23 protein-coding genes are annotated in these 22,678 nt (G+C 41.2%); 12 read left to right on the top strand and 11 right to left on the bottom strand.

Features of this window, described 5'->3' with window-relative positions; genetic code table 11:
* Nucleotides 1-43: 43 nt before the first annotated feature.
* Nucleotides 44-631, top strand: coding sequence for a DNA-3-methyladenine glycosylase I (locus Q4486_RS02960; protein WP_303415483.1), 588 nt, complete (start codon nt 44-46; stop codon nt 629-631).
* A gap of 92 nt (nt 632-723) precedes the next feature.
* The gene (locus tag Q4486_RS02965; protein WP_303518220.1) at nt 724-1,728 is read left to right on the top strand and encodes a class I SAM-dependent rRNA methyltransferase; all 1,005 of its coding nucleotides are present in this window, start codon (nt 724-726) and stop codon (nt 1,726-1,728) included.
* On the opposite strand, the gene Q4486_RS02970 is transcribed toward Q4486_RS02965, so the two are convergent.
* Entirely contained in the window at nt 1,725-2,051 is a 327-nt protein-coding gene (locus Q4486_RS02970; protein WP_303415481.1) for an MGMT family protein, read from the bottom strand. The genes Q4486_RS02965 and Q4486_RS02970 overlap by 4 nt on opposite strands.
* A gap of 88 nt (nt 2,052-2,139) precedes the next feature.
* On the opposite strand from Q4486_RS02970, the gene Q4486_RS02975 reads away from it, so the two are divergent.
* Together Q4486_RS02975 and Q4486_RS02980 are read left to right on the top strand one after the other, a co-directional pair.
* The gene (locus Q4486_RS02975) at nt 2,140-3,606 is read left to right on the top strand and encodes a YdiU family protein (RefSeq protein ID WP_303518223.1); all 1,467 of its coding nucleotides are present in this window, start codon (nt 2,140-2,142) and stop codon (nt 3,604-3,606) included.
* A gap of 226 nt (nt 3,607-3,832) precedes the next feature.
* Nucleotides 3,833-4,039: a cold-shock protein gene (locus Q4486_RS02980; RefSeq protein ID WP_368389427.1), complete on the top strand. Its 207-nt coding sequence runs from the start codon at nt 3,833-3,835 to the stop codon at nt 4,037-4,039.
* 91 nt (nt 4,040-4,130) lie between these two features.
* Here the strand turns inward: Q4486_RS02980 and Q4486_RS02985 are convergent, their stop codons facing one another.
* On the bottom strand, nt 4,131-4,451 hold the full coding sequence (locus Q4486_RS02985) for a DUF3301 domain-containing protein (RefSeq protein WP_303415478.1): 321 nt from the start codon (nt 4,449-4,451) through the stop codon (nt 4,131-4,133).
* Nucleotides 4,452-4,583: 132 nt separating this feature from the next.
* On the opposite strand from Q4486_RS02985, the gene Q4486_RS02990 reads away from it, so the two are divergent.
* From Q4486_RS02990 to Q4486_RS03010, 5 genes are all read left to right on the top strand, one after another.
* Nucleotides 4,584-5,297 carry a DUF599 domain-containing protein gene (locus Q4486_RS02990; protein WP_303415477.1) on the top strand — a complete coding sequence of 238 codons (714 nt, stop codon included), beginning with the start codon at nt 4,584-4,586 and terminating at the stop codon, nt 5,295-5,297.
* A 121-nt stretch (nt 5,298-5,418) separates the two neighbouring features.
* Entirely contained in the window at nt 5,419-7,344 is a 1,926-nt protein-coding gene (htpG, locus tag Q4486_RS02995) for a molecular chaperone HtpG (RefSeq protein WP_303415476.1), read from the top strand.
* Nucleotides 7,345-7,847: 503 nt separating this feature from the next.
* A complete protein-coding gene (locus Q4486_RS03000) occupies nt 7,848-8,141 on the top strand; it encodes a cytochrome c5 family protein (protein WP_303518225.1) in 294 nt (97 codons plus the stop codon).
* The gene (locus tag Q4486_RS03005; RefSeq protein ID WP_303518226.1) at nt 8,131-8,301 is read left to right on the top strand and encodes a hypothetical protein; all 171 of its coding nucleotides are present in this window, start codon (nt 8,131-8,133) and stop codon (nt 8,299-8,301) included. Before Q4486_RS03000 ends, Q4486_RS03005 begins: the two co-directional genes overlap by 11 nt.
* 519 nt (nt 8,302-8,820) lie before the next feature.
* On the top strand, nt 8,821-11,061 hold the full coding sequence (locus Q4486_RS03010) for a diguanylate cyclase (RefSeq protein WP_303518227.1): 2,241 nt from the start codon (nt 8,821-8,823) through the stop codon (nt 11,059-11,061).
* Nucleotides 11,062-11,115: 54 nt separating this feature from the next.
* Here Q4486_RS03010 and Q4486_RS03015 read toward each other — a convergent pair whose 3' ends face one another.
* From Q4486_RS03015 to Q4486_RS03035, 5 genes are all read right to left on the bottom strand, one after another.
* Nucleotides 11,116-12,219, bottom strand: a complete 1,104-nt coding sequence (locus Q4486_RS03015; RefSeq protein WP_303518229.1) for a phosphoribosylaminoimidazolesuccinocarboxamide synthase — start codon at nt 12,217-12,219, stop codon at nt 11,116-11,118.
* Between the two features lie 99 nt (nt 12,220-12,318).
* A complete protein-coding gene (locus Q4486_RS03020) occupies nt 12,319-12,537 on the bottom strand; it encodes a hypothetical protein (RefSeq protein WP_303415471.1) in 219 nt (72 codons plus the stop codon).
* 345 nt (nt 12,538-12,882) lie between these two features.
* Nucleotides 12,883-13,269, bottom strand: a complete 387-nt coding sequence (locus Q4486_RS03025; protein ID WP_303415470.1) for a hypothetical protein — start codon at nt 13,267-13,269, stop codon at nt 12,883-12,885.
* Between the two features lie 123 nt (nt 13,270-13,392).
* Complete coding sequence (locus Q4486_RS03030; RefSeq protein ID WP_303415469.1) at nt 13,393-14,595, bottom strand: EAL and HDOD domain-containing protein; 1,203 nt, start codon at nt 14,593-14,595, stop codon at nt 13,393-13,395.
* Nucleotides 14,596-14,719: 124 nt separating this feature from the next.
* On the bottom strand, nt 14,720-15,025 hold the full coding sequence (locus Q4486_RS03035) for a hypothetical protein (RefSeq protein WP_067863713.1): 306 nt from the start codon (nt 15,023-15,025) through the stop codon (nt 14,720-14,722).
* 243 nt (nt 15,026-15,268) lie between these two features.
* Between Q4486_RS03035 and Q4486_RS03040 the strand changes: the two genes are divergently transcribed.
* Nucleotides 15,269-16,198: an AEC family transporter gene (locus tag Q4486_RS03040; protein WP_303518230.1), complete on the top strand. Its 930-nt coding sequence runs from the start codon at nt 15,269-15,271 to the stop codon at nt 16,196-16,198.
* A gap of 38 nt (nt 16,199-16,236) precedes the next feature.
* Here the strand turns inward: Q4486_RS03040 and Q4486_RS03045 are convergent, their stop codons facing one another.
* Nucleotides 16,237-17,304, bottom strand: a complete 1,068-nt coding sequence (locus tag Q4486_RS03045; protein ID WP_303415467.1) for a nucleoid-associated protein — start codon at nt 17,302-17,304, stop codon at nt 16,237-16,239.
* 140 nt (nt 17,305-17,444) lie between these two features.
* On the opposite strand from Q4486_RS03045, the gene Q4486_RS03050 reads away from it, so the two are divergent.
* Nucleotides 17,445-17,978, top strand: a complete 534-nt coding sequence (locus Q4486_RS03050; protein WP_303518232.1) for a YaeQ family protein — start codon at nt 17,445-17,447, stop codon at nt 17,976-17,978.
* A 17-nt stretch (nt 17,979-17,995) separates the two neighbouring features.
* On the opposite strand, the gene arfB is transcribed toward Q4486_RS03050, so the two are convergent.
* Together arfB and Q4486_RS03060 are read right to left on the bottom strand one after the other, a co-directional pair.
* Complete coding sequence (gene arfB, locus Q4486_RS03055; protein ID WP_303415465.1) at nt 17,996-18,409, bottom strand: alternative ribosome rescue aminoacyl-tRNA hydrolase ArfB; 414 nt, start codon at nt 18,407-18,409, stop codon at nt 17,996-17,998.
* Nucleotides 18,410-18,577: 168 nt separating this feature from the next.
* Entirely contained in the window at nt 18,578-18,793 is a 216-nt protein-coding gene (locus Q4486_RS03060) for a PA3496 family putative envelope integrity protein (RefSeq protein ID WP_303415464.1), read from the bottom strand.
* A 377-nt stretch (nt 18,794-19,170) separates the two neighbouring features.
* Here Q4486_RS03060 and Q4486_RS03065 point away from each other — a divergent pair, with 377 nt between their 5' ends.
* Nucleotides 19,171-21,915, top strand: a complete 2,745-nt coding sequence (locus Q4486_RS03065) for a bifunctional acetate--CoA ligase family protein/GNAT family N-acetyltransferase (protein ID WP_303518233.1) — start codon at nt 19,171-19,173, stop codon at nt 21,913-21,915.
* Nucleotides 21,916-22,046: 131 nt separating this feature from the next.
* Here Q4486_RS03065 and Q4486_RS03070 read toward each other — a convergent pair whose 3' ends face one another.
* Nucleotides 22,047-22,331, bottom strand: coding sequence for a helix-turn-helix transcriptional regulator (locus tag Q4486_RS03070; protein ID WP_082792353.1), 285 nt, complete (start codon nt 22,329-22,331; stop codon nt 22,047-22,049).
* Nucleotides 22,332-22,678 lie beyond the last annotated feature (347 nt).

The following is a 22,678-nucleotide window of genomic DNA, read 5'->3' on the forward strand; positions in this document are numbered from 1 at the left end:
GCGCTTTTATCCGGTTGTTAAATGGTTGCTACAGAGGTGTGAAATGGACGTTTCCATTTATGATGGGAAAAAGCGCTGTTTCGGTAACAAACCGAATCAAAGCTATTATGCAGATTATCATGATAATGAATGGTCAGTTCCTGAGCGAAATGATCAAAAGTTATTTGAGATGCTGGTGTTAGAGGGGGCTCAAGCGGGACTGAGTTGGGATACGGTCTTAAAAAAGCGTGAGGGCTATCGCCAAGCGTTCCATCAATTTGATGTGCTGAAAGTAGCAGCGATGAGTGATGAGGAACTTGAAGCTTTACGCGAGAATGCAGCGATTATACGTAATAAGCTTAAAATCTACTCTGCACGCAAAAACGCCAGTGTTTTTCTAGCGATTCAACAAGAGTTTGGTTCTTTTGCTGATTACCTTTGGGCTTATATTGATCATAAACCTATTATTAATCACTGGAGTTCTTTTGAGCAGGTGCCGGTTACCACTGAAATAAGTGATCTCATCTCAAAAGATTTAAAAAAGCGTGGTATGTCTTTTGTTGGGTCTACTATTATTTATGCCTATATGCAGGCTATTGGTATGGTGAATGATCATCTAACCGAGTGTTGGTGTTATAAACGGGATCACTAATCTCTCTTTATGATTGGCGTATCTCTATCGTTTCTTAATCGCCTTTGACCACGTAGAATCGCAGTCCCTTTTACCTTATTAGTGCAGATCAGATGACAGACTTAGTCTCCTTACTTCAGCAAGCTTATCAAAATCGTGCCTCTTTACTTGAAACGCTTCATGCAGAAGAGACAAACTGTTATCGGCTTTTTTATGGTACGAATGAGGGTATGGCGGGCTTAACGGTTGATCGCTACGGACCTCAACTTCTGATTCAAAGCTTTCATGATTCTCTAAATGAAACACAAGTTGCCGAGATAGAGGCATTTTACAGCGCACTGTTTTCTACGGAAGAGATCATTTATAACGATCGTAGTGCGAGTAACTCGCGTCGGCAGGATGCTAATGATAAACGTAGCTTAACGCTGGTAGGACAGGAGCTAGGGGTAAATTACCGGGTAAAAGGTAAACATTCAGGTCAAGATCCTTTTCTCTTCCTTGATATGCGCGTCGGTCGACGTTACATCAAGGCGCATGCTGCGAACAAAAGCGTGCTTAACCTGTTTTCATATACCTGTGGTGTAGGACTTTGTGCGGCGATTGCGGGTGCTGAAACGGTTGTAAATGTAGATTTTGCAGAACGCAATTTGGCCATTGGCCAAGAAAACTCAGAGCTTAATAACTTAAACTCAGAACAGATCAAGTTTATTCAAAGCGATTTTTTTACTGCAGTGAAGCAGTTTGCTGGTATCCCTGTTAAACAGCGCATTCGTCGTGGACAAAAGCCGCGTACCTTCCCTCGTTTGGAGCAACAGCAGTTTGATATAGTCTATCTTGACCCACCAAGATGGGCGAAAAGTCATTTTGGTACAGTTGATCTTATTCGCGATTATCCGAGTGTGTTAAAGCCCTCTCTATTAGCGACAAAAGAGGGTGGGACTCTTATATGCACAAACAACGTGGCTAAAGTCCCAATGGATGAATGGCTTGATGTGGTAAAACGTTGTGCTGAAAAAGCGGGTAGACCGATTCAGAATATAGAGCTCTTAACACCTGAGTCAGATTTCCCATCACCGGATGGTCAGTCGCCATTAAAGATAGCGGTGTTACATCTTTAGGGGCGCCATTGGTAACTTTTCAGTTTTATTTTACCATTGATAAAACTGATGCCTTCCTCTTCTAGTCGAAAGCGCTGGCGTTTATATGCTTCGCTTTCACTAGGGAAAGAGATCATCCCCTTTGCATTGATGACCCTATGCCAAGGCAGTTGAGTGTCTTTTGGTAGCTGGCTCAAGGTACGACCCACAGCTCTAGCCATACGCGGTAATCCCGCTAGTTCGGCAACTTGCCCATAGGTAGCGACATAGCCTTTAGGTATCATTGATACCGCTTGCCATATTCTCTCTTGATAGCTTGGTTCTGTATTTACTTCTGCGTTCATTTTTTGTTATCACCGCATAATATTTGGGATGATAATACCCGACTAAAATGATAGGGTAAAAGGACGTTATATGTAGGACGATTATTCAATGGCAACGCTGAAAACACTTAATTTTGATAACAGTTATCTTAGTCTACCTGAAACTTTTTATCAGCGGCTTCATCCTACACCGCTTAAAAATCCATTTTTAATTGGTTTTAATCCCGATGTTGCGCAGTTACTAGATATTGATCCTTGCGCTGTTAATCCTTCAGTCATCGCTGGTTATTTAGGCGGTGAAGAGCTTCTACCCGGCAGTGAACCTTTAGCGATGAAATATACCGGCCATCAATTTGGCGTGTATAACCCTGAGTTAGGTGACGGTCGAGGTTTACTATTAGGTGAGGTGGTTAACAAAAAAGGCGAACGCTGGGATCTACACCTGAAAGGAGCTGGAAAAACTGCCTTTTCTCGTTTTGGTGATGGTCGAGCTGTACTACGCTCAAGTATTCGTGAGTATCTCATTAGTGAAGCTATGCATGGCTTAGGTATTCCAACGACTCGGGCATTGTCATTGGTGGGTAGTGAAGAGCTAGCTATGCGTAATGGGATGATGGAACCCTGTGCAACGGTTTTACGTGTCACTCAATGTCATATACGTTTTGGCCATTTTGAACACCTTTACTATACCCGTCAGCATGATGAGCTTAAGGTTTTAGCCGACTATTGTTTAGAACGCTATTTCCCCGATTGTTTGCAGACCGAAAAGCCTTATCTCTCTATGTATAAAGAGGTTGTGCAGCGAAGTGCTTCTTTGGTGGCAAAGTGGCAAGCATACGGCTTTGTTCATGCGGTCCTTAATACGGATAATATGTCGCTTATTGGAGAGACCTTTGATTATGGGCCTTATACCTTTATGGATCATTACAAGCCAGGCCATGTTGCAAATGGTAATGATCACCAAGGCCGTTACGCGTTTGCAAATCAACCTTCAATCATTCAATGGAATTTATCCTGTCTTGGGCAAGCCTTGTTACCTTTAATTGAGCGTGATGATGTAGTGGCTGTGTTAGATCAGTATCCAGAACATTATAAACAAGCAGAGCTGGCAGAGTTTAGAAAGCGTTTAGGGCTACAGTTACAAGATGCCGCTGATGAAGAGCTAGTGATCTCATTGCTTAAGCTGTTTGCGCTTTATTCTGTTGATATGAACAGGTTTTTCCGTTGCTTATCGGATTTTGATGGTTCTGACGCTTCTACCGCTGCTCTAATGGCGTTGATTAAAGTACCAGCGGCTTTAAGTGAGTGGCTAATCGATTATGAGGCACGTCTTGAGCAAGAGGTCGCCAGTTTTCCTATACGTCGAGCCCAGATGCGGGCGGTTAACCCTGAATATATATTACGTAATTATATGGCGGAAGAAGCGATTCGTACGGCCACGGAAGGGGACTTTACATTGGTTCATGATTTGTTGATGTTACTGCGTAATCCTATGGATGAACGCACTGAATTTAGTCGTTTTTCTGCTGCACCACCTGAGTGGGCAGGGGGGATTTCCTTAACCTGTTCGTCATAAATGAAATTAATTGCAATTTTATTGAATAAAAGCGTTTTTTTTCGTTGACCAGAGCTTAATAAGCTTTATAGAATGGAAGTCGCTTGAAAGTAAGACGTATATTTATGCACACCATTACGAAGTCTTATCAGTACCTCGTCCTGTTTTTCATAAGTAATCGCAACACTTCTAGCACAATCCGTCTCTTATGAGGCAAAAAAAATTACTCTGAAAGAATAGGACTATCATTATGTCTACTACTGGTACAGTTAAATGGTTTAACGAAGAGAAAGGTTTTGGTTTCATCGAGCAGGAAAACGGCCCAGACGTTTTCGCTCATTTCTCTGCGATTCAAGGTGACGGTTTCAAAACTTTGACTGAAGGTCAGAAAGTTGAGTTCACTGTAACTCAAGGCCAGAAAGGCCCACAGGCTGAGAACATCACTAAGATCTAATTCTTAGTAAGTTCTAGTAAGAAAAAGCAAGGCTAAGGTCTTGCTTTTTTTGTGTCTGAAATTTGTAATAGACAGAGCTTCATTATTTATTTTAATGAAGAATATGCGGATCTAAATGTACATCCGTTATTTGATAGCCCAACGTAGTAACTCGGCCTGAATAGCGCTCTTCACCGGTCGAAGAAAATTCAAAATTATAAGAACGCCAGATTCTTATCTTGCCATCAGCTGCCCGTTTTAACCAAAAAGCACTTAGATTAATATTGTCATCGAGTAACTGAAGATCTAGCTCTTTGCATTGTCTGCGAATACGATTGAGAGCGACCTCTTTTACTTTTTGCGATTGCCACCAATGATAAAAAAGGTAGGCAAATAAAGTCACGATGATTAGTGCTTGAAGATCTATATACATTGTTGCTAATTTCCAAAGCGCGTGTGGAACAAAATAAGAACCAAATTAAAAACATAGATTCTTTTGATTCTTACTTGTTTTACAATGAGTTGTATTACATTGCACGATTAATTTTATGTTGAGGCTCTACTTATGGTATCGGTTTACCAGTTTATTCAAGAAAGCTGGCTCAATCTTTTGGCCTTAGTCTGGTTTTTAGTCTGCTTCAAAGGTTACATGTTTTATGCACGGCAAAAAAGCTATGAAACACCGTGCTTAGCCAGTCTGTTACATATGTACAGAAAAGAGTGGATGCTGAGAATGCTTACCCGTGAGGTACGAATCGCAGATACTACGGCGATTGCTAACCTTGAAAGAGGGGTCTCATTCTTTGCCTCCACGACGATGCTTATTCTGGCAGGTTTAATGACGGTTTTGGGATCTACGCAGCAAGTTATTGATGTTGTGTCTGATATACCTTTTGCGTCTAAAGCGACCAGTGGTGAGTGGGAACTTAAAATTCTGTTAATGATTACGCTGTTTGTATACGCATTTTTTAAGTTTACTTGGAGCCTTAGACAATACGGTTTTGTTTCGATTATGGTGGGTGGTGCCCCCTTGCCTGAAGAGCATGTTTCTGAGCTGCAAACCGAAGCTCATGCCAATCGTATTGCAAAAATGACCTCGATGGCTGCAAATAATTTCAATGTAGGTTTACGGACATACTATTTCTGTATGGCCATTCTTGGTTGGTTTATTAATCCGTGGATATTTATGGCGCTCAGTACAGGTGTTGTTTACGTATTGTATCGACGCGAGTTTAAATCATCGACCTTAAAAACTTTAATGATGAGTGCCGGTGATTAAAAAAGCTGAGCTTGAAGCTTGAAATGAATTTTCACGTCCCAATATTGTTTTCATAGGTTGCTTTGTTGTTTGTCAGCAAAGCACTGTTTCTTGTAATAATCGATATATTGGATAAGTGTTAATGACTACCGAAACTCGTACAGAAACTCATGGTTTTCAGACAGAAGTGAAGCAGTTGCTTCATTTGATGATTCATTCCCTTTATTCGAATAAGGATATTTTCCTCCGTGAATTGATCTCTAATGCATCAGATGCCGCTGAAAAATTACGCTTTGAAGCATTATCTAATGGATCCCTGTATGAAAATGATGGCGACCTTAAAATCAACATCAGTTTTGATAAAGAAGCGAAAACCTTAACGATTGAAGATAACGGCATTGGTATGAGCCGTGATGAAGTCATCGAACATCTAGGTACTATTGCTAAGTCAGGTACATCACAGTTCCTTTCTCAATTAACGGGCGACCAGTCTAAAGATAGCCAATTAATCGGACAGTTTGGCGTAGGCTTCTATTCTTCCTTCATTGTTGCAGACCAAGTTGAAGTGTTCACTCGTAAAGCGGGTTTGCCTGCGGCTGAAGGTGTGCACTGGGTTTCGGAAGGCGAAGGTGAATTTAGTATTGGCAATGTAGAGAAAGAGGGGCGCGGTACACGTATTGTTCTTCACCTTAAAGAGGGTGAAGAGAGTTTTGCGGATGGTTTTGCACTACGTGGCTTAGTCCGTAAATACTCTGACCATATATCTATCCCTGTTGTTATGCAGAAAGAAGCCACGCCTAATTTTGATGAAGAAGGCGAAGAGGAAAAGGATAAGGCTGTTGAGCTTGAAGATGAAACCGTGAACAGCGCTACTGCGTTGTGGACACGTAATAAATCTGATGTGACTGACGAGGAGTATCAGGAGTTTTACAAACATATATCCCACGATTTCGGGAACCCACTAACATGGGCCCATAACCGTGTTGAAGGGAATATGGAGTACACCAGCCTGCTGTTTGTTCCTGAGCGCGCACCTTACGACCTTTGGAACCGTGAAGCGCCACGTGGCTTAAAACTCTACGTGCAGCGTGTCTTTATTATGGATCAAGCGGATGAGTTTTTGCCGCTATACCTTCGCTTTATGAAAGGTGTAATTGATACTAAAGACCTTTCACTTAACGTCTCACGTGAAATCCTGCAGAAAGATGCAAACGTTGATAAATTACGCTCTGCTTTGACTAAGCGTGTTTTGGATATGTTGATCAAATTAGGCAAAAATGATCCTGAAAAATATGCATCTTTCTGGAAAGAGTTTGGTCAGGTACTGAAAGAGGGGCCTGCGGAAGATTATACTAACCGCGAGAAAATTCTTAAGTTAATGCGCTTCTCTTCAACTCATACTGGTAGTGAAGAGCAGAATGTATCGTTGGATGATTACATCTCCCGTATGCCTGAAGGTCAGGATAAGATCTACTTTGTGGTTGCTGATAACTACAACACGGCTAAAAATAGCCCGCACTTAGAGATCTTCCGCAAGAAAGGAATCGAAGTGCTGCTAATGACCGATCGTATTGATGATTGGATGATGAGCCAGCTGCATAACTATGATGAGAAGGCTTTCCAAGATGTAACTAAAGGTCAGCTTGATCTGGATGATACTCAGACTGAAGAAGAGAAGAAAGTTCAGGAAGAGGCGGCTAAAGAGCTTTCAGGGTTAGTTGAGCGCTTGAAAGCAAGCTTAGCTGACAAAGTAGCTGATGTACGTATTACTACTCGTTTGACGGATTCACCGGCTTGCTTAGTGTTAGGTGAGCAAGATATGGGTCTGCAGATGCGTCAGATTATGGAAGCAGCAGGTCAGGCGGTTCCTGATAGCAAGCCAACGTTTGAAGTAAACCCTGAACATCCGTTGATTGAGAAACTTGATAAAGAAGCTGATGAAGATCGCTTTGCTGATCTTGCTTTGGTTTTATTTGATCAGGCTGGTTTAGCTGCGGGTGCACAATTGGATGATCCAGCGACTTATGTTGCTCGTCTTAATAAGTTACTGTTGGAATTAAGCGCATAAGCTTAGTCACCATCAAACTTAAAAAAGCGGCTTTTATAGCCGCTTTTTTTATGGCACTAAGGTAAGCGGCACTTTATTTTATATACATAGCATGGTTTTTAATATGTGTGATTAAGTCTTTTGCGGTTGAGGCTTTATTGTAGAGTCAGCCTTGATGAAGTTAGATACCTAGTTGTGCTCAATGTTCAGACTGTTTAATCGGTTCGACCCCTTCTGCCATTACTATCAATCCTAGCCTTTTAGCTAAAGTGACAGTGAATTGACTTAAATAACTGAGTCCGCAATAACCTCTACCAAAATCATCCATCGCAATATGAATGCTTGCTCGAGTTAGGCTTTTGCTTATCATTGTTTCTTATTATCAATAGATTTTACGGCTACTTTTTGATTCAGGTTAATGGTTTCTTGGCGCTAATAGTTGAGTATTGGATCTGTGGAATTGGGGCGATTTTAGGACGGGCATTTTTTCAAGCAGGTTCATTATTTCAATTGAGGTAATCGTAATGGGTAAAACACTAGGGCTAATTAGTTTAGTGCTATTGTCATCTATTTCCTATGTACACGCAGAGGGTCAAGTTATTTATGATAAACACTGTAAGGGCTGTCATGTTGCGGGTGTTGGCGGGGCACCAAAACCCGGAGATAGTGCAGCATGGGAGCCGCGTATAGTGCAGGGCATTGATGTGATGGTACAAACGGTTGTTGTGGGCAAAGGCGCTATGCCACCTAAAGGAACCTGTTTTGATTGTGATGAGGCGGCTTTGAAAGCGGCAGTAGAGTTGTTAATTGCAGAATGATAAACAGGGTAAATTACATACGTTGTGTATTGTTGAATCTTCTATAGTTGCAACCTGTAAGGTGGAGTTGTTGTTCAATACCTCTGTTGAGCGAAGAGTCCCTCAATCTATTACCGACTTTCCTGTAGCTAATGTTTTTCTCTCCTCATTGGCTGAATAGATGGCTTGGAAATAGTGGGTGGGCGGGCCTTATCATTGCTAAAATGCTAGAATTAGCAGTTGTGACTCCCTAGATGGAGAGTCGGGTAAAGTAGAGTGACTCTAAAGGTAAGTTTTGCTTCCCAGGCAAGTTACTTAACCAGAGAATGGCGTAGGAGCTGTTGAAACAGCAAGAGGAAGCTTAGGCCTTTGTTGTAGTGTTAATCGTGGGGAAATAAGCCATTATCAGATTATTGCTCCACACGTGGAATTTCTCGCCTCGAGATAAAAATTCAACGCTAGGCGCTTTAGAGTAGATTTTAGTCGGTGACCCTGTGTTAATAGGGAAATAGTCTGTGCATTAGAGAGTGCGTTCATTCGGCCCGCTCAGTTCATCGTTTAAATGTGTATGTAATAAGGCTATATCTTGGTTTTTGTTCCAATATAGAAAAGACTTATGGTTTTGAGTCTAATTTGTCGTTCAAACTTCATATTCCTGATCTAAACTGAAGTGCAGAGTTTTTTATTCTAAGGGTTGTCTATGCGGTTACTGTTTGCCAGCGTATTTTTCATATTGTTAAGTGGCTTGGCTTCAGCTAAAGATACCATTGATGTTCGGTTATTGTGGAAGCATCAGTTTCAATTTGCTGGTTACTATATGGCTATAGAAAAGGGTTTCTATGCCGAAGAGAATTTAAATGTCCGTTTGAAAGAGTATGACTTTAATCTTGATCTAGTTGATGAAGTTATACAGGGTGAGAGCCAGTTTGGCATAGCGCGTACCTCATTGTTAATTGATAAAAATGCGGGAGCGGATGTGGTTGCGCTGTTTGCGGCTTATCAACAGTCTCCGTTAATGCTTTTGACTCGTAAAGATTCCAATATTCTTCTCTCTTCCGATCTGAAAAATAAAAATGTCATGATCACCAACGACGCTAAAAAGGTTGGAGAGATCATTGCGATGCTTTTGCAGGCGGGCATCACCGTTTCTGACTTTAATCAGCAAGAACATAGTTACAACCCCGAAGATCTTATTAATGGTAAAACCGATGCTATGGCATCCTATATATCGAATGAACCTTTTCACTTGGAAAAACAGGGAGTGGAGTACAACACCATACATCCTAAAGATTATGGTTTTGATATGTATTCAGATATTTTGTTTACTTCTAGGGAGTTTGTAGAAAAAAATCCTGAAATTACAGACCGTTTTTATCGCGCTTCTATTCGAGGCTGGCTTTATGCATTTGAGCATATAGAAGAAACGGCGGAAGTTATTTTTAAATATTATAACTCTCAAGATAAGTCTTTATCTGCGTTGATTTATGAGGGAGAAGAGCTTAGAAAGTTAGCCTTTGATCATAATGGTACTTTTGGCACGCTTTCGATCAATAAGTTTAATGAGATGGCGCAGGTATACCTGATTACAGGGAGTATTTTTTTAGGCTACGATTTCTCTGATTTTATCTACCGCCCGCTCAGTAATATGTATAGGTTAAGCCAAGCAGAGCAGAGCTATCTTGATGAAAACCCTAAAGTGAAAGTATGTGTTCATCCGGACTGGTATCCTTTTGAATCTTATTGGCAAGGGAAATATCAGGGCATACTTGCTGACTACCTACAGTTGATAATGGGTAATGTAGGTCTTGAGTATGAAATAGTCCCTTCCATTACTTGGAAGCAATCTTTGAAAAGTATTCGTACGGGAGGCTGTGACCTTTTAGCGGGTGCCATGCAAACGGTAGAGAGAAGTCAGTATCTTGATTTTACACGGCCCTATTTGAGCGTGCCTGCCGTTATTGCCGTGAAAACTGACGAAAATAAAAAATATTTACCTGAAATGACCTTAAGTGTCATTGATAAATCAGCTTTCCAAGAGATCCTATCCATTCGATACCCTAACCTTAAAATCTTAAGTGTAGATCATGTTGTTGAAGGACTGCGTTTGCTGCAAGCGGGCACTGTAGATGGTTTTGTAGGTGCAGATGCTAATATTGCTCATATAGCTAAAGAGTTTCAGATAGCGGACATAGCGATCAGTGATGAGCTGCGAGATAGCTGGGATTTTAGTATTGCGATAAGAAATGATATGCCTTATCTGCAGAGTATTTTAAATAAATCGATTGCTGAAATAACCCCTGAAGAGCGGGATGCAATTATTAACCGTTGGTTGGTCGTTGAGTATAAACATACGGTTGATTACACCATTATTTGGATTGTAATAGGTGTGAGTGTAGTACTTGCTTTGTTGGGATTATACCGCTACATCCAAGTGATATCCTACAACAAGATGTTAAAAACAATAGCAGAAAAGGACGCATTAACCGGTATATTTAGCCGTCATAAACTACGCTCTGAATTGGAAAGCTTTACTGAATTGGCTAAGCGCCATAATTGGTCACTTTCAGTAATCTTTTTTGATATTGATAATTTCAAACAGATAAATGATAGTTTAGGCCATGATGTTGGCGATAAAGTACTGTTGGCGTTATCTAAATTGATTAGTAAGATGACTCGCAAAACGGATCGTTTTGGCCGTTGGGGCGGCGAAGAGTTTTTGTTTTTGATGCTTGAAACAGATCTTGATAAAGCGCATAAAATAGCAGAAAAGTTTCGATTAGAGATCTGTCAGCATCAGTTTGGATTACCTATGCCGGTAACCTGTAGTTTTGGCGTAGCGCAGTATAAGCATAATGAAAGTATTGAGCATTGGGTTAGTCGCGCAGACAAAGCGATGTATCAGGCCAAACATGAAGGGAAAAACTGTGTACGGGTTAGTTAAAAAACGAGCAGTATAGATAACTGCTCGTTTTAGGTGTTTTTGTATCAAACTTATTTAATCGATCAAGCCGTAATCGTTACGTAAAATCTCGATAATTTCTGCTTTCGGGTTTTCTGAAAGTGTCAGAGGTTGGCCAATGATTTTTTCTGCGATACCTACATAAGTTTCAGAGACCTTCATTAATAAGGCTTCAGGTAAGGCATTATCTTTAGCTAGAGCATAACGCTCATCCATACGCTCTTTATTTAAAAGAATATCCGGATCGGGGAAGTAGTTAAGCAGTTCTTGACGGAAAACCTCTTTAGAGTTTTCAACTACTTTGCCTTCGCGATAGGAGGGACCATCCCATATACGTGATGAATCAGGTGTACCGACCTCATCCATGTAGATCAGTTTTTCCTTACCCGCAGCATCCGTTACATAACCAAATTCGAACTTAGTATCGACAAAGACCTGATCAATCTCCGCAAGTGCGTTACTGATAACATCGAAACCCTCTTTGAGTAGTTTCTCATATTGGGCGATATCATCTGGGCTACGGAATTTGAAAGCTTCGTGATTATTGCTGATATCATCGCGTGTGATATTTACATCATCTACTTCAGGTACACCAGGAATGCCGGTAAGGATGCCTTTAGTTGATGGGGTAATAAGAAGCTCAGGTAGCTTTTGGTCTTTATTTAAGCCGTCAGCAATTTCAATCCCACAAAACTCACGCTCGCCTTTTGCATAAGAGCGCCACATCGATCCAGTGATATATTGACGACAGATCGCTTCGATCATGACAGGTCTTGCTTTTTGTACGATCCAAACAAAAGGGTGTGGAATATCTAATATATGGCTATCTGCAAGACCATGTTCACGGAAGAGTTTGAACCAGTGGTTGGATATAGCGTTTAAGGCTGCCCCTTTGCCAGGCACGCCATTCATTCCGCCTTCGCCATGCCAGATACATTCAAAGGCTGAGATACGGTCACTAATAACCATAATAGCCAACGGCGCATCAGCCGCGACATCATAGCCTTTTTCTTTAATAAGGCGTTTGCTATCAGCTTCAGTTAACCAGTAAACCGAGCGAACTTTACCGCTATGAATCGGTTGATCTGTGCGAATAGGGAGATCGTTATTAACGGCCAATACTTTATCAGCAAGACTCATTGATATATGTCCTGTATATAATCTGTGAAATCAGTAAATGAGGGGCTTTACCAAGTTAAAGCCCGGGTTTAATCGGCATTACTTTTAAGAGTTAAACTGTTATGAATAGCGTTTAACATCACGTAAAAGTGAGCTCAAATCCAAATCTTGCATGTCTGCGAGTGCTTCCAAATCATTGGATGTTCGCGGTGGTAGCTTCGTGAGCCGCTCTCGTTTGGCGTCCTTGTCTCGAATTTTCTCTAATAGACTGTTCTGTATAGCGTCCAATTGCTCTGTAGATAATGCAGAGAGGCGACTGATTAATTCTTCTTCAGTCATATTTCTCGTTTATGCTCCGAAACAAAAAATCAAAAACAATCGGTAATTATACCAGAATTGTATGATCTTCGATCAAGTGGCATTTTAAATTTTATGCTGGAAACTTACCTTTCAATTTTACTGTGGGGTGAAATAGTTTTTCTCGATGGATGTTTATCTAATTAGTTCTAAGCCCTTTGTAATAGCTGTGCGGGCTAGGTTTCATAAAATAAGACGGTAATGGTATATATGTTGTGGGTAGATAAACCAGATAATTAAATATAATAGCCTAAGTTGTCCGAGAAAGATCCATGCTGGATCTAGCCTAACCTTTTGAGCTTTGATCTGAGTTGATGGTGGAATTGCTTAGAGGAACAGATCGCGGTTGACTGAGGTTATAACGCAATGAGCACAGCTTTTACCGTGAATACAGTCGCCTGCTGCTAGCTTTTCTAACTCGTCTATTTTTTTCTTTACCTGTATCTGTAGCTCTTTTGAGACTTTTTTCTCTTGCCTATAAATCTCTAAAAATAGATCAGCTTCAGAAAAATCAAATATTATAGGGGTGGTTTTAAGGTAGCAGCTGCTTAATGTAAAGCTGATCTGATTCTTTTCTAGAATGATTTGGGATTCTACCGCTGGAATACCCCTGAACTTGAATCCTTTCGGACTCATTTGATTAAGTATTGAATGGCATATAGGAGCGCACAGTTCATTGTCAGTGGCACCAAGGCTGGTGACAAAAATACTCATGGTGACGTCCTGTCTAAGATATAGTGATACCTTTATTCTAGGGTAGGTGAGCAAAAAGGGATAGTGAGATTAATGATAGTCAGGGACGGTCGGTTTTATGTGCGAAGGTTTTGAAGTATGTCTTTAAATTGATGCGGCTTTTTGACTCTCTAGAGCCCATTGTATAGCGTTATTTTGAGATTTTAATAAGTGATTTTCGTTGACTTGGCCAGAGAGTTTATCCCATTGATAATGAGAAAAACTGATCACATCGTTTAGCATAAGGCCGAGTTCACCTTCTCGATGTAGTAAAGCGTCACTAACCGCATCGCTTATCGGTATATGGTTACTTAACTCGATCATGGGAATAGAAAATAACGCGTCGGCTCCTGATAGTATGCCCATTAAGAAGGACAAACCTGGCTCTGAATTATAATATGATGCCATAGATTCGCACATCTTGGCGCGAATAAGCAGCTCACGACAGAGTTCGTCAGGTATATCTAAAGTGCCAGAAAGAGAGACAACGACTGCCCAGCGTTTCAATTCGGTTAGGCCTAGTAAAATAATTGCTTCATTGATCGTTGAGATCGACCGTTGTAATGAGAAAGTGGCTGAATTGACTATTTTTAATAAGCGCAGGGCGAGACGAGGATCTTTAGATATGATCTTTTCAAGGTCTTCGGGTGTTACATCAGGATTGTTTAGCTCAGATAGAAGCTCCATCATGACTAATTCACTACCACTTACTCGTTGCCCTTCAATAATTTCAGGATAAGCAAAAAAGTAGCCTTGGAATAACTTAAACCCAAGTTTACGAAAGCGATGAAACTCGACTATAGATTCGACCTTTTCAGCTAAGAGTGTAACCTTATATGGTGCTAGTTTTTCTAATGTATGAAACAGCGCTTTGCCTTTAAGATCGAGCACATCAATTTTTACAATATCAACTGTATCCATAATGGCTGCAAACTTATCGTTCCAAACGAAATCATCGAGGGCTATTTTGAATCCTTTTTTAGATAGCTCTCTGACTTTCGCGATTGTATCTTCGTTAATTGGAACATCTTCAACAATTTCTAGAACTACGTTATCAGCGGCGAAGCTGGGGAGTTCGTGGAAGAGAAGTTCTTCATTAACGTTCATAAAGGCTGGAAGAATACGCATTTGCCCTTTATGTAAAACGCCGGTGAATGCATTAATAAGTACTTGGCATGTGGCAGCGGTGGCATCAAAGAGCTCACCTGGAGGGCAGCCGTTAACATCGCGGTATAAGAGTTCATAACCGACTGTTTCGTAGTTAACATCCAATATTGGCTGTCTCGCTAGTAGAATTTCCTCAAGCACTGCTAACCCTCGTACGACCTAGATAAGTTATTACTTAATTAATGAAGTTACAGATGATAGTGGGTTCTTACAAGGAAAAAAAAGCCGAGCATGGGCTCGGCTTTTTTTCTTGCTAACAATTCAATTACTTTGCAATAGACTGTAGTTCAGTCATTGCAGCTTCGCGTGTTTCGTTCGCGATAGAGGTGAATGCTTCACCTTGGCCTTTAAGTAATTCGAAAAGCGCTTTGTTTGCTTCCATGTTGAACTTAATTAGCTCTTCTGGAGTTTTAAGCTCTTTAGCTTTCTCTGCTTCAGTTTTGAAGAAAGAAGTTAGCTGTTCGCCAGACTTTTTCTGCTGTTCAATAGATTTTGTGATCGCTGCAGCCTGCAAGTTCATTAGAGATTGAAGGGCATCGAATGATTTCTGAAAATCAACTGGGTTTGTCATAATAATTCTCCTTAAGGTTCTTGTGCGCTGCACAATATGGATTCTATTCTAGTCTGTTTTTTGACCAAGTCAACACTATTTTTGCTGCGCTGCACAAAAATAAATTTTAGTTCCGAAACGAATAAAATTAAAGAGTTAGTTTAGAAGAATAATAGGAAGATATTAGGGGATGATGTATAGACCTTGGTTGAACAAATTGATCTAATTGGTTCCCCAATTAATGAACGCGAGTAGTGTAGGTCTATGGCCGGTATCGAAACGATTCTATCCCTCTTCATTCTTATAGGCCTTGGTTATCTGGGTAAGCGAACCGTTATGGCAGGGTATTCGTTAGCCCCACTCAACACGTTTGTTTATTATTTTGCGGTACCCGCGCTGTTATTTAACTCTGTATATAAACTCTCACTGGATAGTTTATTTCAGCCTTGGTATCTGCTTGCTTTTCTTCTTGCCGCTACATTAACGGCTTTAACTGCCGTGTTTGGATGTGTTTTTTTCTTTAAAGAGAAAGATCGGGAGGTGTTAGTTTTTAGAGCATTAAACGGTACCTTTTCTAACTATGCTTATATGGGTATTCCTCTGGTTTTTGGTTTGCTGGGAGAGGACGCTTATGGGGCGATGGTGAGCATTATCTTATTGGGTAATCTATTCCAGATTGGCGGCACTCAATTTCTTATTGAGAGCCAGCGTCAGGATGGTCGCGGGTTTAAGCAACTGTTGGCGATTCTGGATAAATCTCTTTTACGTAGCCCCATCTTTTTAGCAACGTTTTTTGGTGTTTTAGTTTCCGCATTAGCCCTTGAGTTCCCGGTTATTATTGTCAATGCTTTGGATCTGTTGGCACCTGCAACCGTACCGGTTGCTCTGTTTTGTTTAGGAGCAAGTTTGGAGTTTAAAGCGCTACAGCAAAGTAAAGCGGAGTTAGTATGGTTGGTGGTCGTTAAGCTATTTATTCATCCGCTGCTTACCTTAGCTATTTTCCGGATGGCAGGGCTTAATGATCATAACTGGTTATTGGCTGCTGTTTTCTTAGCTGCGCTGCCTACTGGGGCCTTAGCGCATGTTATGGCGTTACGATATGACGTAAAGGAGAAGGAAACATCGCTTACAGTGGTGCTTTCTACATTAGCTTCAATTGTAAGCGCGTCGTTATGGGTAGGGTGGATGATGTAACTGTGAGTGGTTTTACAGTTACATCACCTGAAAGGTTCTTAATCGTCCTGTTCTAGGGCTTCACGCAGTTGGTTAATGACTTTACTGGGTAAGCGACTAATAATTATGCGATTATTATCTTCGTCGAATTCAATATCTTTACCTGAGTTAAGTTCGCCAAAATTACGTTTAGTAAAGTCTACACTCCAGTTATCCGCTTTAACTTTAAGCTTGGCAAAGCGGTTAATTGTACTGGTATGAGGTTGGAACTCTTGGCTGACGTTATAGGGGCCTTTATTCGCAAATTGTCCAAAGGTGCCCGCTGCGGTTTCTGCCTGTTCTGGGGGAATGTAGGCATCGAATAGATTTTCTATCTCATTCAGATTGGCTGATTCCTTTTCAGAACGCTGTTTCGACAGATAGCTGACTACGTCTTCCACGACCTCTTCTTTACGGTCACTCATATTATTTTGGTTGCAAAAGTCTCGTGTCGCGCGGATAAGTTCGCCTGTTGATTTACGTGATGGGGTGACATCGGTACAGCCAAATGCGGTGGAGAAAAAGTGAGTAATCTCACCTTTTTCTTTGCTACCAATAAAGCTTAGATAGCTATCCTGCTTTTTGCGAAAGGTGCTGATATTAATACGCGCTGCCTGGTGAAGTTGATCCAGATTAACTTCCATCACTTCTGTCGGATGAAGGTCATTGTCAAATCCTATACTGGCTTTGTCTCGGACAAGCGCTATCAGTAAATATTCATAACGATCGCTGGCATATAGGGAGAAAAGTACATATCCGCCGTTAGCATTATGGGCAGATGGATTGTTGATGGCAGCCGCCAATTGGGACATGCTTTTATCAACCAATGTGGCGAATACAGCTTCATCCCACTCTTGGCTGACAAATTCTTCAAACGCAGATATAAATGGGTAACTCTCTTCGTTCTCAGTGTTAAAGGAACCATGGGTTAAACTTGAGCGGCGACTGAAGGCGGCGTTAAGGGTCTCAAACAACTGGGTTGCGATCGGAGAGGCGATAGGGATTATGCCACCGCGGTCGGTGATCCGTGCGGGGGACTCTTCCGATTCCTTAACGAGTTCGCGAATCGCCAGATGTTTTAATTCCATAATGACCTCAAATCTTATTCGGTAAAAATAATATGGGGGAGAGATTGTATTTAAAACTCTTCGTTGATGCAGTATAAAGATGCACTCAATGTAAATGTCCTTGTTTGTGGGCGTTCATAATTATCTATAGGTTCCCTCCCATGGCGTTAAAACCTACCATCTTTAAAGCAACGTTGAACCTGATTGATATGAATCGGGATATATATACCACGGAGAAGTTGACCTTAGCTTTACATCCATCAGAAACGTCTGTTCGTATGATGGTGCGGTTACTGGCTTATGCGCTTAACTATGATCAGGACCTTTCTTTCAGTAAAGGTTTGTCAGCTAATGATGAACCGGATCTATGGATTAAACGTCCAGATAATTCTGTGAGTTGTTGGATTGAAGTTGGACAAGCTTCGCCTGATCGGATACGTAAAGGCGTTAGCCGAGCTGATCAAGTCAAACTGTATGCTTATGGCTCAGAAGTAGATATATGGTGGGCTAAGCATTCTGAGGCACTTATGGGGTTACCTAAAACCGAGATCTATAGTTTCCCTGCTGCTCAGGTGGATCGTTTAAGTGAGTTATGCGGCCGAAATATGGAGCTGACTATTACGATTAGTGAAGAGCAACTTTATGTCACGGTGGGGGATCTGCAGCTAGAGGTCGATTTGACGCGCTTAGCTTAATCTATATATAGGGGCGGTTAAAAGTCGACTTTTCCTCGTCCTTTTTTAATTTGTCCCCGTTTGTTTTTTTTATCCATTCTTTTTCTTTGTGAACTGCGTGTGGGCTTGGTTGCCCGCCGTTGTTTCTCGAGTGTTGTCGCGGTTTTAATTAGCTGTCGTAAACGTAGTAGTGAGTCCTCTTTATTGCGCTCCTGATCCCTAAAGCTTTGTGCTTTTATAACTATTACGCCATCCACAGTGATCCTTTGATCTTGGTAGGCTAATAAGCGGTCTTTAAAAAAATCGGGTAAGGAGGAGCGTTTGATATCAAAACGTAGATGGATAGCGCTAGATACTTTATTCACGTTTTGACCACCGCAGCCTTGGGCTCGGATCGCTTTAAATTCGATTTCGTTGAGAGGGATGGATATACGGTTTGATATAGTCAGCATAAGGTTATTCTATCAATCAGATGGATAGAAAGTCAGGCTTTATGGCATTAGGGTTGTAAAGTATTTGAGGTTAGGGATGATTAAATGTTTTTTTGTCGTTTATAGCGCTAAATATAGCGCAGGCTGGTGGTTCAGCCCGCGCTCAAAACGGGTTGGATATAAAGTCAGCTAGTCATCATACCAATCATCAAATACATCTTTGATATCTTTCATTAATTCTCGTTCTTCACGCATAGCCTCCAAGCGTCGACGCTTGTCTGGATTAATGCTGTCTTTTTTATGGATAGTTGAGTCGACTTGTACTGAGTCAAGGTCATCGCTCATCCACTCTTCCAGATCAATTGCTGAATCTGGCTCATTACTAACGGGGCGTTGTTGGCTCATCGCAATGCCTCACCAATTGAGTTTATATATAGCCTGATTATGGTACATATTTCAAAATAGGAAAGTAGAGTCGAGACTATTTTTTGTCAAGAAAAAAGTAGGGCTGCAACGCCCGATAAGAATCACTTTTAGTGATGGGACAGGTTATGGAGGAAAGTGGAGACTAAGTTATTGGAAGATTAGATAAGAGAAACGGTATCTATGTGGTAAACAACTTGCCACTTAGCTACTCTAAACTTCGTAAAGTTGACCCGACCTTACTTTTGTAAGAAAGTCGTAAAATTTAGATGTTAATTATACTTTGGTATAGAAAAAATTGTTTTGCTGCAGTGCAAAAAAGTATAAGATAATGAGATATTGATAGAGGATTTCAGTGCGTGGCTACTAAGTATCTCAAACGTTTTTTTAAACCAGCTTCTATTGCTGTTTTTGGTGCATCTGCCAGAGAAGACAGCATGGGCGGTATTGTTATTCAAAACCTGCTAGAAAGTGGTTTTAAGGGATCTATTTACGCAGTCAACCGTCATGAATACGATGAGGTGCATGGCGTACCTTGCTTTAAAACCCTATCAGATCTGCCTGAAATGCCAGATTTAGCCATTGTTTGTTCACCACCGGAAACTGTTGCAGACCTTATTCGTGGCTTAGGCGTGAGTATGGTTAAGGCCGCGATGATTTTAACCGGTGGGTTGTCGATGATGAAAGATGAAACCCATCGATCATTGCGTGATGAAGTGCGGGAAGTGGCTAAACCTTATGGTATAAGGATCATGGGGCCTGATTGTATGGGTATGCTTGTCCCTGGTCATAATATGAATGCCAGTTATTCCCATGTAAATATACTTAAGGGCAAAGTCGCTTATATCGGCCAGTCGGGTATTTTAGGTACAGCTATGATCGATTGGGCAACAGGTCAAGAGATCGGTTTTTCCCACTTTTTGACCTTAGGTGATGGCGCCGATGTAGATCTTCCTTCGGTGATCGATTACCTCGCACAAGATCCATATACCCATGCCATATTATTACAGTTAAACCGTGTGGATGGATCAGCACGGGATTTTATCTCTGCGGTGCGTTCTGCTTCGCGTAACAAGTTAGTACTTGTGTTAAAAAACGACACATTTATCGGTGCAAAATCTGCGACTAAATTAGCTGAAGGCATCTATGATGATGACCTTGTTTATGATGCTGCACTGCGGCGAGCGGGTGTTGTTCGAGTCAAAAGGTCTGATGAGTTATTTAATGCATTAGAAACGCTGACACGTATGAAACCTATGCGTGGTGAACGATTGGCTATTCTATGTAATGGCACAGGTCCAAATGCGTTAGCAACAGAGCAGTTATTTAAACATAGAGGTAAACTTGCGGAATTAACGGATGAGACGCTCGATGCACTGGCTGAGATACTGCCTACCCATTGGAATCGTTCTAACCCTGTTGATCTTAATTCTGATGCGCGCCCGGAACGTTTTGCCGAAGCGGTACGATTATTAACAAAAGATAAAAATGTTGATGCGGTTTTGATGTTACATGCGCCGACACGTATGGCTTCTTCCGTTGAAACGGCTGATGCTGTGATACAGATCGCTAAAAAAACACCACGCAATATTTTAACCTGTTTTATGGGGCGAGCGACTGCTATTGAGGCCCGTAATCATTGTAATTCTGCAGGCATATCAACTTTTTTAACGCCTGAAGAATCGGTGGATGCTTTTATGCATATGGTGGACTTCCACCGTAATCAGGAAGTGATGCGTCAGACTCCACCCCCTTATATGGAGCAAAGTAGCCCTCATCATATTCGTGCTAGACAGCTTGTCCAAGATGCATTGACTGAGGAGCGGGATTATTTGCGCCATGAGGAAGCGATTGAACTATTAGATTTATATGATATTCCTGTCGCTAATACTTTTTATTGTGACAGCATTGATGATGTAGTGAAATGCGCCCAAAAAATAGAGGGTTCTGTACAAGTTAAAGCACTGCATAAACAGAATGTTTATCCATTCAGTTATGATGAGACTGGCCGCCAGCGTTGGAAAGAGATCGTACAAGACCTTTTTTCCAGTGCGGAAGTTGAGCATGCTACGACACAGCTATCCTATAGAATGGGAGAGGTTTACCCAGCAGAACATTTGATGGGTTTTTGTGTTCAGCAGATGAAGCGGGGTTTCCAATCGTTACAAATTAATGTGGGAATCACTAGAGATCCGACGTTTGGACCGGTAATCTTTTTTGGTGTCGGTGGACATACCGTGGATGTTTTAGCTGATCGCCATGTCATGCTACCCCCTTTAAATCTTGCTTTGGCCTCAGAGTTGATTAGTCAATCACGGCTTTGTCAGATCATTGAAGAAAATAGTTACCGTCCTGAACTGGATCTACAGCAACTGGCTAATTTACTGCTTAAATTATCTGAGATGATTGTTGATCTACCTAATCTTAAAGGGTTAGAGATTAACCCAATGTTGGTTAATAAAAGTGGTTTGCTAGTGATGGACGTTGCCGTCTCTCTTTCAGCTAAAGCGGGCTGTTTGTCGATCTCTCCATACCCTGAGCATCTAACTGAAAAAATAAGTCTCAAGCGTTCAGGTCGTAAGGCCATTATTCGCGCAATTCGTGGGGAGGATGAGCCTAACCACCTTGAGTTTTACAATAAGCTTAGCCCTCAATCTATACGTCTACGCTATTTTTACAGTCGCGGTATTCCAACACATCAAGAACTGGCTAACTGGACTCAGATTGATTATGACCGAGAGATGGCTTTCATTATTACAGCCCCACGGGAAGATGGGGAGGGGATGGAAACCTTAGGTGTAGTCCGTGCAGTTACAGACGCTGATAATGTACAAGCAGAGTTTAGTGTTGTTATACGTGATGATCTGCAGGGTGAAGGTTTAGGTGTCGCGCTTATGAATAAGGTTATTGAGTATTGTAAAAGTCGCGGTACTTTGCAAATTACAGGCTCAACCTTGCCTAATAACAAAGGCATGCAGAATTTAGCTAAAAAGCTAGGTTTTACAAATAGTTATAATGCCGAGGAGGAGGTTGTTGATATGAAAATGATGTTGAATGATCCCTTAGAGGATTGGCAGCGGCTGCGTTTAAACTTGCCTCGCTAAGTATTATTAAACTCTGCTTATTCATGAGCTTAAGGTATAAATATAAATAAATGGGACGTTACATTTAGCGAAGAACAAACAGTAAAATGATGGGCACTAGCTAAATTTAGACTAGCGCCTACCGTTGCTGTTTATATTGTTGGGCAAAACATCTCATGAAGAGTATGGATAATGCGTTTTGCTGTATCACCTTGTAAAGAGTAATAGATGGTTTGTGACTCTCGGCGGGTTTTAACTAACCCATCTTTACGAAGTACAGCAAGGTGTTGAGAGAGTGCTGACTGACTTAAATCTAAACAATTGTTCAACGCTGTAACAGAAAGCTCTTTCCCATCGAGATAGCATAGGATCAACAAGCGACTTTCGTTGCCGAGCGCCTTCATTAATTGCGCTGCTTTGCCCGCATTATCTTTCATCATTTCAAGGGTTTCTGCATCAAGTGATGCCACAGTTGAATCATTCAAAATTATACTCCGAAGCGCTTAACTATTAATGTTGGAAATGTAGTTTCCATACTGCTCACGCCAGCGTTACTGCTATTAATTATTATCAACTTATAGTTATTAATATGTAGTTTTTTATAACTGCTCGCATCTTACCTAGTTTGCTGCTTTTTCGCAATTTTCTAATATATTGCTGTCAAGTATAGGGCATAACTTAACCTCTTGCGCCTTAGTCTCGTCTTAGTTTTTTAGAGCCATAATATATTGCAATATTAGGTTATACTAATATAATTGATGCTTATTTACTATAAGCTTCACAC

It is taken from the genome of Neptuniibacter sp. 2_MG-2023, from assembly GCF_030547495.1.
Taxonomy (GTDB): Bacteria; Pseudomonadota; Gammaproteobacteria; order Pseudomonadales; family Balneatricaceae; genus Neptuniibacter.

What these genes read in the sequence shown, in the direction of transcription:
- Q4486_RS02960 (WP_303415483.1), top strand. Translation starts at nt 44, where the DNA reads ATGGACGTTTCCATTTATGATGGGAAAAAGCGCTGTTTCGGTAACAAA.
- Q4486_RS02965 (WP_303518220.1), top strand. Translation starts at nt 724, where the DNA reads ATGACAGACTTAGTCTCCTTACTTCAGCAAGCTTATCAAAATCGTGCC.
- Q4486_RS02970 (WP_303415481.1), bottom strand. Translation starts at nt 2,051, where the DNA reads ATGAACGCAGAAGTAAATACAGAACCAAGCTATCAAGAGAGAATATGG.
- Q4486_RS02975 (WP_303518223.1), top strand. Translation starts at nt 2,140, where the DNA reads ATGGCAACGCTGAAAACACTTAATTTTGATAACAGTTATCTTAGTCTA.
- Q4486_RS02985 (WP_303415478.1), bottom strand. Translation starts at nt 4,451, where the DNA reads ATGTATATAGATCTTCAAGCACTAATCATCGTGACTTTATTTGCCTAC.
- Q4486_RS02990 (WP_303415477.1), top strand. Translation starts at nt 4,584, where the DNA reads ATGGTATCGGTTTACCAGTTTATTCAAGAAAGCTGGCTCAATCTTTTG.
- htpG (WP_303415476.1), top strand. Translation starts at nt 5,419, where the DNA reads ATGACTACCGAAACTCGTACAGAAACTCATGGTTTTCAGACAGAAGTG.
- Q4486_RS03000 (WP_303518225.1), top strand. Translation starts at nt 7,848, where the DNA reads ATGGGTAAAACACTAGGGCTAATTAGTTTAGTGCTATTGTCATCTATT.
- Q4486_RS03010 (WP_303518227.1), top strand. Translation starts at nt 8,821, where the DNA reads ATGCGGTTACTGTTTGCCAGCGTATTTTTCATATTGTTAAGTGGCTTG.
- Q4486_RS03015 (WP_303518229.1), bottom strand. Translation starts at nt 12,219, where the DNA reads ATGAGTCTTGCTGATAAAGTATTGGCCGTTAATAACGATCTCCCTATT.
- Q4486_RS03020 (WP_303415471.1), bottom strand. Translation starts at nt 12,537, where the DNA reads ATGACTGAAGAAGAATTAATCAGTCGCCTCTCTGCATTATCTACAGAG.
- Q4486_RS03025 (WP_303415470.1), bottom strand. Translation starts at nt 13,269, where the DNA reads ATGAGTATTTTTGTCACCAGCCTTGGTGCCACTGACAATGAACTGTGC.
- Q4486_RS03035 (WP_067863713.1), bottom strand. Translation starts at nt 15,025, where the DNA reads ATGACAAACCCAGTTGATTTTCAGAAATCATTCGATGCCCTTCAATCT.
- Q4486_RS03040 (WP_303518230.1), top strand. Translation starts at nt 15,269, where the DNA reads ATGGCCGGTATCGAAACGATTCTATCCCTCTTCATTCTTATAGGCCTT.
- Q4486_RS03045 (WP_303415467.1), bottom strand. Translation starts at nt 17,304, where the DNA reads ATGGAATTAAAACATCTGGCGATTCGCGAACTCGTTAAGGAATCGGAA.
- Q4486_RS03050 (WP_303518232.1), top strand. Translation starts at nt 17,445, where the DNA reads ATGGCGTTAAAACCTACCATCTTTAAAGCAACGTTGAACCTGATTGAT.
- arfB (WP_303415465.1), bottom strand. Translation starts at nt 18,409, where the DNA reads ATGCTGACTATATCAAACCGTATATCCATCCCTCTCAACGAAATCGAA.
- Q4486_RS03060 (WP_303415464.1), bottom strand. Translation starts at nt 18,793, where the DNA reads ATGAGCCAACAACGCCCCGTTAGTAATGAGCCAGATTCAGCAATTGAT.
- Q4486_RS03070 (WP_082792353.1), bottom strand. Translation starts at nt 22,331, where the DNA reads ATGAAAGATAATGCGGGCAAAGCAGCGCAATTAATGAAGGCGCTCGGC.